The organism is Dendronalium sp. ChiSLP03b (genome assembly GCF_034531165.2).
GTDB classification, from domain to species: domain Bacteria; phylum Cyanobacteriota; class Cyanobacteriia; order Cyanobacteriales; family Nostocaceae; genus Dendronalium; species Dendronalium minutum.
In genome coordinates, this window is the sequence record NZ_JAVRBR020000102.1 from 9893 (window position 1) to 23237 (window position 13345).

Annotated in this window: 8 protein-coding genes, 1 pseudogene and 1 other annotated feature; of the genes and pseudogenes, 5 read left to right on the forward strand and 4 right to left on the reverse strand. The window is 44.5% G+C overall.

Features of this window, described 5'->3' with window-relative positions:
- The first annotated feature begins 112 nt into the window (after window positions 1-112).
- Complete coding sequence (locus RMY31_RS23785) at window positions 113-4654, forward strand: PAS domain S-box protein (protein ID WP_409878250.1); 4542 nt, start codon at window positions 113-115, stop codon at window positions 4652-4654.
- A 230-nt stretch (window positions 4655-4884) separates the two neighbouring features.
- Window positions 4885-6180, forward strand: coding sequence for a flavin monoamine oxidase family protein (locus RMY31_RS23790; RefSeq protein ID WP_409878252.1), 1296 nt, complete (start codon window positions 4885-4887; stop codon window positions 6178-6180).
- On the opposite strand, the gene RMY31_RS23795 is transcribed toward RMY31_RS23790, so the two are convergent.
- Both RMY31_RS23795 and RMY31_RS23800 read right to left on the reverse strand, forming a co-directional pair.
- Window positions 6143-6778 (reverse strand): ThiF family adenylyltransferase, encoded by a 636-nt coding sequence (locus RMY31_RS23795; RefSeq protein WP_409878253.1) that lies wholly within the window; start codon window positions 6776-6778, stop codon window positions 6143-6145. The genes RMY31_RS23790 and RMY31_RS23795 overlap by 38 nt on opposite strands.
- A 37-nt stretch (window positions 6779-6815) precedes the next feature.
- The gene (locus RMY31_RS23800) at window positions 6816-7646 is read right to left on the reverse strand and encodes a hypothetical protein (RefSeq protein WP_409878254.1); all 831 of its coding nucleotides are present in this window, start codon (window positions 7644-7646) and stop codon (window positions 6816-6818) included.
- A gap of 155 nt (window positions 7647-7801) precedes the next feature.
- Window positions 7802-7857, reverse strand: a sequence feature (23S ribosomal RNA rRNA prediction is too short).
- Between the two features lie 236 nt (window positions 7858-8093).
- Here RMY31_RS23800 and RMY31_RS23805 point away from each other — a divergent pair.
- A pseudogene (locus tag RMY31_RS23805) lies at window positions 8094-8363 on the forward strand (hypothetical protein); the annotation flags it as partial.
- Between the two features lie 409 nt (window positions 8364-8772).
- Here the strand turns inward: RMY31_RS23805 and RMY31_RS23810 are convergent.
- Both RMY31_RS23810 and RMY31_RS23815 read right to left on the reverse strand, forming a co-directional pair.
- Window positions 8773-9759 carry a sugar-binding transcriptional regulator gene (locus tag RMY31_RS23810; RefSeq protein ID WP_409878255.1) on the reverse strand — a complete coding sequence of 329 codons (987 nt, stop codon included), beginning with the start codon at window positions 9757-9759 and terminating at the stop codon, window positions 8773-8775.
- Window positions 9760-9968: 209 nt separating this feature from the next.
- Window positions 9969-10772: an SDR family NAD(P)-dependent oxidoreductase gene (locus RMY31_RS23815; protein ID WP_409878256.1), complete on the reverse strand. Its 804-nt coding sequence runs from the start codon at window positions 10770-10772 to the stop codon at window positions 9969-9971.
- 148 nt (window positions 10773-10920) lie between these two features.
- On the opposite strand from RMY31_RS23815, the gene RMY31_RS23820 reads away from it, so the two are divergent.
- Window positions 10921-12267, forward strand: a complete 1347-nt coding sequence (locus RMY31_RS23820) for an ABC transporter substrate-binding protein (protein ID WP_409878257.1) — start codon at window positions 10921-10923, stop codon at window positions 12265-12267.
- 106 nt (window positions 12268-12373) lie between these two features.
- Complete coding sequence (locus RMY31_RS23825) at window positions 12374-13297, forward strand: carbohydrate ABC transporter permease (RefSeq protein ID WP_409878258.1); 924 nt, start codon at window positions 12374-12376, stop codon at window positions 13295-13297.
- Window positions 13298-13345 lie beyond the last annotated feature (48 nt).

Below are 13345 nucleotides of genomic sequence, written 5' to 3' on the forward strand. Positions count from 1 at the left end.
TACTACCCTACGGTAGATATCAATACCATATCCTACGGTCAACCTTAGCCTTTGGGTTCACCAATCAATCAAAAAATTTTTAATTTTTAATTTTTAATTTCTGGAGTCGTTGATGAGCGTTGAACAGCTAGAGCAATTGCAAACTACTTTGACTAGGATGCAAGTCACATTGGATGCGATCGCCGATGCTGTAGTCTGGGTTGGCGAAGATGGATGCATCCATTGGTGGAATTCTAATTTTGCAACTTTAGTAAACCAGCCACACAGTTCTATCTTCGGCTCGCAGTTGAATGAGTTGTTACCTTTAGCACTTGCTGGACAACCGATAGCTTTGTCAGCTTACCCTGATGTAAAAATCCACAATGGAGAGTATCAGACAACAAACTACGAATTGCAGCAAGGCGATCGCACCCTCATACTACAAATATCCGGTAGCTGTGCTGGCATAACTGGCGATCGATGTCAATGTGCTGTATTAGTAATTCGGGATATCACGCAGGCTCAACAAGCCCAAGAATCACTGCGAGAAAGTGAGGAACGGTTGCGGACACTGATTAATGCTACACCCGATATTATTTGTTTAAAGGATGGCAAGGGAAGATGGTTAGTGTCAAACCAAGCTAACCTAGAATTTTTGAAGCTAGAAGGAGTTGATTATCAAGGTAAAACTGACGCAGAATTAGCCCAGTTTAGCCATTTTTATGGCGAAACATTGCTTTATTGCGATAAAACAGACGAACAAGCTTGGCAACATGGCTCTATTTATCGCGTAGAGGAAGTTATTCCCCGCCTTGATGGCACAATCAGCAGTGTAGACATGATTAAAATTCCCCTGTTTCACCAGGATGGGAAACGTAAGTGTCTGGTGGTTTTGGGGCGAGATATTAGCGATCGCAAACGAGTAGAAGAAGCATTACAACAAAGCGAACTTCAATATCGGGGTATTTTTGAAGCGATTACTGATGGATTATTTATTACCGACATAGAAACCGAGAAAGTTGTTGCAGTGAATCCGGCTGCTTGCCAAATGCACGGTTACTCTTATGAAGAATTTATCAATTTACATCCATCAGCTTATATTCACCCAAACTCACTGCATGTTTTTCTCAAGTATCTAGAAAAAACTCGAAAGAGTGAGGAATTTTATGGGGAAGCTGTTGATGTCTGCAAAGATGGCACTTTAATTGATGTAGAAGTTAAAGGCACGATTTGCACTTACAATGGTAAGCCACACATCTTGGCAATAGTACGGAATATTAGCGAACGCCGACGTGCGGAAGCGGTTCTTCGAGAGAGAGAAGCACAGTATCGCGATTTGGTGGAAACTGCTAACTGTATCATTCTACGTTGGGATAACAATGCAAATATCAGCTTTTTGAATGACTACGGTCAAAGATTTTTTGGCTTCGACTTGGACGAAATTATCGGACGTAACGTTGTTGGCACAATCGTACCCGAAACTGAAACATCGGGACGAGACTTGCAATGGTTAATGGTTGATATTTGTCAACATCCAGAAAATTATTTATTCAATGAAAATGAAAATATTTGCAAAAATGGCGATCGCGTCTGGATTGTCTGGGCAAATAAACCCGTTTTAGACGAGCAAGGTAATTTAATAGAAATTCTTTCTGTAGGTACAGATGCCACAAAGCGCAAGCAAGCAGAAGAAGCATTAAGCCGCAGCGAACTCAAATATCGCAATATTTTTGAAACCTCCCAAGTAGGTATTATTCGCAACCGCAAACACGATGGCTTGATTATCGATGCCAACCAACATGCTGCTTGTATCCTAGGTTATCCATCTGCTACCGAATTAATTAACAAACATTCCACAAGTGAATTTTATGTTAATCCGAGCGATCGAGCGCAGGTATTAGCGGAGTTAGAAGCTGTCGGAGAAGTTCGCAATTTTGAACTCCCCATGCGTCGCCCAGATGGTTCTTTAGTTTGGTTATTGCTGTCACTACGCTTCAACCCTGAAGAATCTTGTTTGGATTCCGTCTTTACAGATATTACAGATCGCAAGCAGCAAGAACAGGCTTTACGCTTGATTATCGAGGGTACCGCAGCTAAAACAGGTGATGAATTCTTCAATTCCTGCGTGCGTTATTTAGCTGAGGTCTTGCAAGTTCAGTACGCCGTAGTCACCGAGTTTGTTGATGAAACAAAAACTAGAGTTCGCAGTTTGGCATTTTGGTGTGGTGATGCCCTTGGCGAAAAAGTAGAGTACAGTGTGGACGGCACTCCTTGTCAACGTAGCTTACAAGGCAACCTGTGCCACTATCCCCAAGGACTAAAAGCCGCTTTTCCTGAAGATAAATATTTAGCAAAGATGAATGCTGAGAGTTTTTTCGGCGTTCCCTTGACCAATTCATTTGGTGAGATTTTAGGACATCTGGCAGTCATCGACACCAAACCCATGAAGCACGATCCCGGACGGGAACTGATTGTAAAAATCTTTGCTGCCCGTACTGGTGCCGAATTAGAACGCAAACGGGCAGACGAAGCTATCCAGCGTCGCGCTCAAGCTGAAAGTTTACTCAGCAGTATCTCGCGGCAATTTGTTGACCAAGATTTAGATACGGCCATTGATTTTACGCTGAGTGCGATCGCCCAATTTATTCATGCCGAAAGATGCTGCATTTTTGAGCTATCCCCAGAGACAAGTGTAGTTTACGTGGTTAATGAATGGTGTGCAACTAGTATTCAACCATTAACCAGCGATGCCAGAAGCGGCGATTTAAAAATGTTCCCTCTGATGTCTCCCATCCTAGCAGGCAAGAATTTCGTCGTCCCACGCGTTGCTGATTTGCCAGTCGATGCTGTTGAGAGAATACTGTTTGATAGTCAGTCGATTAAATCTGCACTCGGCGTACCGATGATTCATTCTGATAAAGTCGTCGGGTTTATTGGCGCGGACATTGTTCGCTACACGAAAAACTGGACTCAAGAAGATATTAATATCTTGAAACTAGTCGGGGAAATAATTGCGATCGGTAGAGCTAGGCATCAAGCAGAAGAAGCGCTGAGAGTTGCCAAAGAAGCTGCTGAAACCGCCAACAGAGCGAAAAGTGCTTTTTTGGCTAACATGAGTCATGAACTCCGCACGCCGCTAAATGCTATCTTAGGTTTTGCCCAGTTAATGGAGCGAGACGCTGCTCTCAAATCGAACCAGCGTGAATCTTTGGCTACCATAAACCGTAGTGGAGAACACTTACTGAATTTGATTAATGATGTCCTAGAAATGTCAAAAATCGAAGCTGGGCACATCGTTTTTAATCCAGAAGACTTCGACCTGCATCTGCTATTGCAAACACTACAAGCAATGTTCCAAGTACGGGCAGGAGCAAAGCAATTGTTTCTCAGATTTGACATTGCTGCCGATCTCCCTCGATACATTCAGACAGATGAAGGCAAACTCCGTCAGGTTCTTATCAACTTGCTGGGTAACGCCGTGAAGTTTACCCAGAGTGGGGGAGTAACTTTGCGGGCGAGGCTGGGGACTGAGGGACAAGGGAGACAAGGAGAGAAGTCGCAAGGAGGGTTTCCCTCCGGGCGAACTTCGGAGGGACAAGGGGACAAGGGGACAAGGCGAGTTACAGACTTACGCCTAATCCCCAATCCCCAGTACCCAATCCCCAGTACCCAATCCCCAGTACCCAATCTCCAATCTCCAGCACCCAATACCCAATCCCTAATCTTTGAAGTCGAAGACACAGGACGGGGGATAGCACCTGAAGAAATGGATAACCTGTTTCAGCCTTTTGTCCAGACAAGCAGCGGTATCCAAATGAAGGAGGGCACTGGATTGGGACTGACTATCAGCCGTCAATTTGTTCGGTTATTGGGTGGTGATATTCGCTTTACTAGCACCCTTGGACAAGGATCGACTTTTAGCTTTGAGGTGCAAGTAACTTTAGCCGAACCATTGGCAGTTACACCAAAGTTGGCTAAGGGACGTGTACTGAAGTTGGCAGCAGATCAGCCACCTTACCGCGTTCTAGTAGTGGACGATCGCCAAGAAAACCGCGACTTAATCTTACAACTTTTAGGCAGCGTTGGTTTTGAGATGAATTCTGCTAGTAACGGGCAAGAAGCGATCGCTTTATGGCAAACTTGGCAACCCCACTTGATTTGGATGGATATGCGGATGCCCGTAATGAATGGCTACGAGGCAACCAAAGAAATTAGAGCTAGGGAAAGTAGTACAGATAATTTACCCATCCCTAATTTCCGCACCGTAATCATTGCCTTAACTGCCAGTGCCTTTGAAGAACAAAGAGCAAGTATCTTGTCCGCAGGTTGTGATGATTTAGTTCGCAAGCCATTCCGGGAGCAAGTGATTTTTGAAAAGATTGCCGAACATTTGCCGGTGCGTTATCTCTACGCCCAAGAAAACTGCGAAGATGAAATAGATAACAAGCAAGAGAATTTGGACTCTTCTATCTTGGATATGCGTGCGATCGCACATATGCCTACTGAATGGATAGCAGAACTTAATCAGGCAGCCGTTGAAGTTGATGCTGAGCGAATTTTCCAACTCATAGAGCAAATTCCTCCAACTCATTCTGTCTTAGCAGAAAAACTGACAAATTTAGTGCGTTGCTTCTGCTTCGATGAAATTCTCGATCTGATTGAAGGGGATTTGTAACAGGCTAAGCCTCCATTTCATACCCTTTTATAGCAATTTTCAGGTATAGTTCGACTTCATTTAAATCTGACCTTAGATTGATGTTCTGTTTCAATAAAAGGTTAAAGCTGTTTATTAACTAAGTAAGTAAACATAATTAATTACATAATACAGGTTGCAATGTAGACATAAGTTTACATCTGTCTACTTCTTCAATTAATTGCTCCTTATATTGTTAAAAAGGGAGTTCAATGGTGGCACATAAAACCATTGTCATTGGTGCGGGACTGGCTGGACTGAGTGCAGCTTATGAACTGGTAAAAGCAGGCTGTGATGTCCAAGTGTTTGAGGCACAACAGCGTGTGGGTGGTCGAGTTTATACTGCTCAAATGAGCGGCGGACAGTACGGCGAATTAGGTGCTGAGTTTGTTGACGAGAACCATACTGCTGTTAAGGACTACATAGCCAAATTTGACCTCAAACTTGATTTAGCTTGCCAATTTCCTCATGACCTTTACTGGTTGATTGACGGCATACTCTGCAATCGTAACTCTTTGAGTTCAACACAAAGTATCGCTTTAGATAGTTTATATGCAGAGTTACAAACCTTAGTCGATCGGCAACAAGACCCGCTACTGTCCCTTGATGAATGGTTAGAAGCAAAAGCATTTGCACCATTTGCCAGTCGAATTGCACAGTTACAAGCCCACTCGTTATTTGCAACAGATGCAGAACTGATTGGCCCAGGCTTCTTTGCTTATCCTGGTGGTGATAGCAGTGTCAATATGCGAATTCGTGGTGGTAGTTCTCGTCTGGTCGATGCCATAGCTAAATATTTGGGAAAGCGAGTTCATATTGGTAATCCCGTTCGTCGCATTCAGCAAACAGGTAACACTGCGATCGTCAATGTCGAGACAGCAAAAGGTTTTGTTGAAATTGTAGCTGATAGTGCGATCGCCACAATTCCCTGGAATATGTTACGTCATATTTCATTGGAGATACCAATTGTTGAGGCACAGAAAGAAGCAATTTTTAATCTGCAATATGGTAGTGCAGTCAAGACGCTATTACAATATTCCAAGCGCTTTTGGTCACAGCCTAACTTTGGGATTGTCTTGCTTGAGGGTGATTATCAAGCTATTTGGGAGCCAACTTTTGCTCAGACGGGAACGAGAAAGATTCTTTCCTGCTTTAGTGGGGGTACTCCCAGTTTAAATCTGGCTCAGTCGGTACGTAATTTAGCTGAGGAAGCTGTACGTACTATCTACCCTGATGCGCTTGACACTATCGATTTTGTCTCTTATGACTGGAGTGCTAATGAGTGGATAAGAGGAGCCTACTGCTACTTTGGACCAGGAGACTTAAATCGCTTTAACCCATATTTAACCTTGCCTGCTGGTCGAGTTTTATTTGCTGGAGAACATACTGCCCCTGTGGAGTTCCGTGGTTATATGGAAGGTGCAATCCGCAGTGGACAGCGTGCTGCACAACAAGTTCTGAAGCTGCAATCTACAGAAGAGATTGAACGCTCAAATCCTTCAAGGTGATGGTGAAGTTACGCTGTTCTGCTTTAGCAATGAATGAAACGATCGCTTCACATGCCACAGCAACGGTTAACATTACTAAGTTTCGTGCTAAGGGATAATCACAAACATCATCATTTACATCGGAAGGAACGCGATAAAAGTCATTCCAAATCACTTCTGCATAATCAGTTGATAACCCAGCATGAAGACAAGGAATGCTAAATTGCTCGGCATAATCTTTCACTGCCTGACGTGCCATGCTGTTGTCAAAGACATCGACAATTAGCTGGCTATCTTTGAGCAGTTGGGTTGTATTTGCTGGTGTCAATTCCTTTGTCTTGGCATCAACTTTAGTACCAATTGCCCGATATAAATTGTTTGCCAGAATTTTCGCCTTAAATGCTCCGACATCGGAACGGTAGTAAGGCTGGGTGGAAAGATTACGCTCGTCAATGCGATCGCGATCGATGACTGTAAGTTTGTCAAAACCAGACCGAGCTAAGTTTTCCGCAATGTTAGCTCCTAATGCTCCAGCCCCACAAATTGTTATAGGATAGTTCTTCAGCTTTGCCATCACAGCATTGGTGCGGTAAAGCTGTTCGTGAAAAAAGATACTCATAATAATTCGTAATTCGTAATTCGTAATTCGTAATTAATTAGTCTTGTTGTTCCATCACACCCACTAAGGATTGCAAATCAAAATCGCGATCGCGTCCACTCAGACAAATGCCAGAACTAACAACAGTCAAGTCAGTTTTAGCAATCGCACTACTGTGGCGAAAACCATCAGCAGTTGTCCAATCGACTGTCCAGTAATCACCGCGATCGTGGAATTGGCGTAATTCACCACCGCCTAGCTGCAATGCTTTTCTCAGTCGTTTTTCATCCTGTTGGGGTTGAGTAAAGCCGTCAATAGGCCGAGTTGCTAATTCATAGACTGTGCGGATTTCTGGAGTCATGCCTTTGAACTGCAATTCCTCAACAGAAGTGAGTTGCTTAATTGCAGATTCCAGAGTTTCAACAATTGCCGGATCGGTACGGCGATCTACTTCCTCAAACCAGCATGACTGTCCATTCCAACGGGCTATGATTTGCTCAAAGGCAACACCTTCGGTTACTAGATGGACTGCGATCGGCTTAACCACCTTCAACCGTTGATGCATATCTGCTTCATTCACAGGGTATGCTAACCAAGTTTGTCCCCGCAGTTGGTGTGTTAATCGCAGCCGGATTTGGGAAAAGTGTTGCAGGTATTCCGCAATCTGGGGCAAGTCTGCTTCTTCCACAACCTTTGCTGTCTTCTCATCCACAGGCTGAAAGATGCCCCAACCTTCAAATTTACTAGGCTTTGGCGTGAAGGTGTAGACCATCCCTGCTACCCGTGTGCGAACTCGTCCACCTTTGACACAAGGCGCAAGGAATTGGGTAGCGCACAACTGTGCTTCTGCGAGCGCAATTTGGTTGATTAGCTTACGGATGTCAGCCATAAATAATACCAATTTTTCAAAATCAGGCTACAGATGCGACCTCACAAACCCAGATAAAATCTAACTTTTTTAATTACGAATTACGAATTACGAATTAAAATTCTACGTGCAAGTTGGTGGAGCATTGCGTGTTCTCAGTTACTAGAGGGACTCCGCTGGTGAGTTGTTACACACTCTTTCAAAGATGGCTACTTCTAAGCCCACTTTCCAGGTTCTTCGTACTCCCCGTTCACACACGCCCACTGCATTTGGCAGTGTTACCTTTCCTCTCGTACTAGTATGTAGGCTCCACAAGTTGGGGCACGCAGGGTTATATACTACATGATACTACAAAAGTGGCAGAGATGAAAACAGAGATTTTGCAGTAGAGCGATCGCGGTTTTTCATATATCGTTCAACAGCCAATCGCATATAAAATAACGAATAAATTCAAGCTCAATCCTTTTGATGGCAGAATATGACAACCTTTGTAAAATACTCGCAGAAAAATACCCTCTTGATTTTACCCGTTGGTTATTAAATCAAGAACCGCGAAAAATTGAAATTTTAAAAACCGAATTGAGCATCGAACCCACACACGCTGACTCAGTTACATTCCTACAAACGGAAAATCGAATTTTACACCTGGAATTTCAAACTATTATCAAATCACAAAAACCAATTGCTCTCAGGATGCTAGATTATTACGTTAGATTGACACGTAAATATCAAGTTCCAGATAGATGATTTGGATTGTAGCAGAACTATTATCTTCGACTACACATCGTTCGGTGTAGCCTGAAACAATACTGTCACAGTATTGTTCGATCCAAACTTGACAGTAAATAGATTGAGCCAAAGCCATCCCTTAACTAAACAGCGATCGCAGCCAGTTTGAATTTTAGATTTTTGCGATCGGTTATGGCGATCGCTGCATCTGGAATATAGATCGAGTTGATTTAGTAAGCAAAATGCTTAAATGCTTTCTCAATATGCCTAATTGCTTTCTCATTTTGGTGTTTTCCGCAAGCAAACGGCAGATTACTTTCTCAATTTACATGTGTGCTAACTCATTAGCGTAATTCTCGCACTCATGACAGCGATCGCGCTTATAGCAAAAGGCTTTGAAGGCAACCTAGTACTAAATTTAACCAATAATCGCTTGGGCAGCTGCTTCATCAGTAATTAGTCCTGTAATTAACTTGCCATGCAGAGCAGCTAAAATAGCCTCCGCCTTTTTCACACCGCCTGCCACACCAATAATCAGTCGATGAGCTGGTTGTTCGAGCGCTACACTGGCAACCCGGCTGTTCGTTCCCTGTTGTAGCAACACTCCATAACGATCGTAAGCCCAACCTGCAATTTCTCCTACTGCTCCAAGTTCAATCAATTCAGCCACCTCATCGTCATTGATGAAGCCGTCTTGATGTAACGGGGCATTCCAGGCAATGTGACTAATTCCAACAAACGTTGCTCTGGCTTGTTCTGCAAGAGTTTTGACGGCGATAAACGATCGCTGTGTCTGCAAGAGTTCTCGTTCTTCAATGCTAGTCGTCACAACCGGAGTCGGTACTGGGTAAGCTTGGGAACCGACGCGATCGGATAAATGCATGACTACTTCGTGGCGACCTGCACGCCCACAGTGGGACATGTTCCCAATGATTGAAACAATTTTATGCTGGGGTTGATTCATTGAGGGTATCTGTTCTACCATTGCTCGCAATGTGCGACCTGAAGATAACGCCAGTATGGTTGGAGTTTTCGCGAGCAGGTAAGCTTCTAAGTGGGTGGCAGCACATACACCAATTCCATTAAATGTATCACCGCTGCCTGCGTCAGTTGGTACTACTTCACAAAGTGACAGACCAAACCGATCTCTTAACGATTCAGCCAAAGCAATGCATTCACTTAGAGGATGATCGAGCCGAAATTTAATCAATTTTTCACTGACCGCCAGTGCCACTAGGCGTTGTGCAGCTTGCCGGGACACATTGAGCTTTGCTGCAATTTCTTCTTGTGTATTGCCAGCGATGTAATAGAGCCAAGCAGCACGAGCGGCTAGGTCTAATTTGCGCGCCCTCAGTGGCAAGCCAGCTTTGCTGGCATCGCGCTGTTCCAAGAAAGGTTGTCCCATATCCTACCTTTAAGAACTATGTATCTACCAAAAGAATAATTGCATAATTTTGAATATATGCCCAAAGGCATACTTTTTGCCCGATATTGGCTAAAGAAGGGCTGCTCTTAGGCTCTTGAAGCTCTTGAGGTAGTGCTTAAGAAAGAGTTAATGCCTAAATAGGGTTTACTTCCCCTGCTCCCCCCGCTCCTCTTCTTCCCCTGCTCTCTTCATTGACCACCAGTAACCTCCAAGTTAAACCCAGTAATGTAGCTTGCCTCTTCGCTCATCAAAAATGCAACTCCATTCGCCACCTCTTCCAAACTGCCTAAACGGCGCATTGGCACTGAATTAATCATCTGTTGCTCAACCACCTTAGGATCGGCATCAAAGTACTGCGACCCCACTGCTGCTTGCAGTTCTGTTTGCCGCGTCCACATAAAACCAGGGCCAATGAGCGCAGGTGAAAGCGCATTCACCCGAATGCCGTAAGGAGCCAAGTCTTTTGCTGCTGTCTGAGTCATTCCAATCACCGCAAACTTGGAAGCGGCGTATGCCAACATATTTGGCGGCCCAACTACCCCTGCATAGCTTGCCATATTAACGATCGCACCTCCACCGACATCGCGTAGGTGCTGTGCAGCAGCTTTGAGAATATGGAAAACGCCAACAACGTTAATATTGATAACCTTTTGAAAATCATCCTCAGGATATTCGTCTGTTTTGGCAAATGCTCCTTGATAGCCCGCATTATTAAATACATAGTCAATCCGCCCAAGCTGCTCTACAGCACCAGTAAAGGCTTTGGCAACATCATCAAAAGCCGTAACATCACAGCGAAAGGTGCCGACTGGAACGTTGTAACTTTTGAGTTCCTTAGCCACTTCTGCCATTTTCGGTTCATTCAAATCTAGTAGGGCTACGCCTGCGCCATTAGCAGCAAAACGATGTGCAGTTGCTTTGCCAATATCTCCTGCACCGCCAGTAATCAGGATGGTCTTGCCTGCAAACTGATAAGTTGCTTTCGCTGTCATATTTTCAACCTTTTATTGAAGAATTGTTGCAAATGCCAGTGATGGAAATGAGATTGGTATGATTTCTATTATTGAGCTTTTGCCCAAAATTAGAGCATAAAATCAAAAATTTAAGTAGTTAGGTTTTTTATTTGAAAGGAGTCATGCGATGCGTATCCCCCGCTTCGCTAAAGTGCTGGTTGCATTTCTCGCTGGAGTGATGCTGGTGCAACTTCTACATGCCTGTTCGCCGCAATCGCAAGCCGCAGAGAAAACTACACTGACGATCGCCACTGTTAATAATGGCGACATGGTAGTTATGCAAGGGCTTTCTCGCAAGTTCGAGGAAGCTAATCGTGATATTCAACTGCGATGGGTGGTGCTAGAAGAGAATGTCTTGCGCCAACGCACAACTACAGATATTGCTAGCCAAGGTGGTCAATTCGATGTCCTGACGATCGGTTCTTATGAAACACCAATCTGGGCTAGGCGGGATTGGTTAAGACCTTTGAATCTAGGCGCAAACTACGACGTGAATGACCTGCTCAAACCCATACGCGAAGGACTTTCCAACAATGGCAAACTTTATGCTGTGCCATTTTATGGGGAAAGTTCCATGCTGTACTATCGAAAAGATTTGTTTGAGAAAGCCGGGATTACAGTTCCCGAACAGCCAACCTATCCCCAAATCAGAGAATGGGCAAGCAAAATTCATAATCCAGCCAATGGAGTTTACGGAGTTTGCCTGCGCGGAAAACCCGGTTGGGGTGAAAACATGGCATTTGTTTCCACGTTGGTCAATACCTATGGCGGACGGTGGTTTGATATGAAGTGGCAACCAACGATTAATACTCCTGCTTGGAAAGAAGCGATCGCTTTTTATGTCGATCTGCTCAACAAATACGGGCCGCCAGGAGCCAGTTCCAATGGATTTAATGAAAATCTAGCATTATTCTCAACAGGTAAATGCGGTATGTGGGTAGATGCAACCGTTGCCGCAGGACTGTTATCCAATCCCAAAGAATCCCAAGTGTATAACAAAGTGGGCTTTGCCCGTGCGCCAATTGAAAAATATCCCAATGGCTCAAATTGGCTCTGGGCTTGGGCGCTAGCTGTTCCAAAAACCTCCAAATCACCGGAAGCCGCTCAGAGGTTTGTTGCTTGGGCAACCTCCAAAGAATACATCCAACTAGTTGCCAAAGAAAATGGCTGGGTTGCTGTACCACCAGGAACTCGGACTTCCACCTATGAAAATCCCAACTATCGTAAAGCTGCACCCTTTGCCCAAATCGTGTTGAGAGCAATCCAATCTGCTGATGTTACCCGTCCATCCGCAGAACCAACTCCGTATAAGGGAGTTCAATACGTTGATATTCCAGAATTTCAGGCGATTGGTACTTCAGTCGGGCAAACCTTGGCAGCAGCATTGACTAATCGGACTTCAGTAGACCAAGCGTTGCAGCGATCGCAGAGATCCACTGAACGCTTCATGAAACACACAGGTTATATCGAGTAAAAAGATTTCTCTGTGTCTCTGTGTCTCTGTGGTGAAAAATTAATTTATTTAACCACAGAGGCGCAGAGAACACAGAGTAGTTACCCACAAAACTTTCACATAGATTATGTCTTCTTCATTAGCGGTAAAACCTCAACACGAAACGCCACCACCCGCCAGGCAAAGAACTAGGCGACAAGTGTCAACCTTACCCCTGGTTGCACCTTCGGTCGTTGTCCTATTGCTGTGGATGATTGTGCCTCTGGTGATGACTCTATGGTTTTCCTTTCAGCGGTATAACTTGCTGAACCCAGATGCACGCAAATTCATCGGGATTGAAAATTTCACGTTCATCCTCAGTGACTCTGCTTTATGGACATCGATCGCCATCACGATCGTTTTAGTTGTTTCAGTTCTAGTAATCACAATCGGTCTGGGCACACTTCTAGCCGTTCTATTTGACCAAGACTTTTACGGTCGTGGGATTGCGCGGGTATTGGTGATATCTCCATTTTTCGTCATGCCCACAGTCAGCGCCTTGATCTGGAAAAATATGCTGATGCATCCGGTAAATGGGCTGTTTGCTCAAATTACAAGAGGCTTGGGTTTGGGGGCAATTGATTGGTTTACCAGCGTTCCCCTGCTTTCCATCATCATTATTGTCTCCTGGGAATGGCTGCCCTTTGCGTTGCTAATTTTATTGACCGCCATTCAGTCACTCGATCGCGACCAGTTAGAAGCAGCGCGGATGGATGGTGCAAATGCGATCGCTCTATTTCGTTTCGTCATGCTACCTCATCTTAGCCGCGCCATTTCTGTGGTCGCCATGATTGAGACAATTTTCTTCCTTACTATCTTTGCAGAAATCTTTGTTACCACAGGCGGCGGGCCAGGACTAGCAACCACTAACCTCGCCTATTACATCTTCTTGAAAGCCTTGCTGGAATTTGATGTCGGCGGCGCGTCAGCTGGTGGATTAATTGCCGTTATCCTTGCCAATATCGTGGCAATCTTCTTGATGCGTAGTGTTGCTCGTAATTTGGATACCTAACGCCAAGTCTCCAAAATCAAGCTACCAACGCAAACCTAATTACGAATT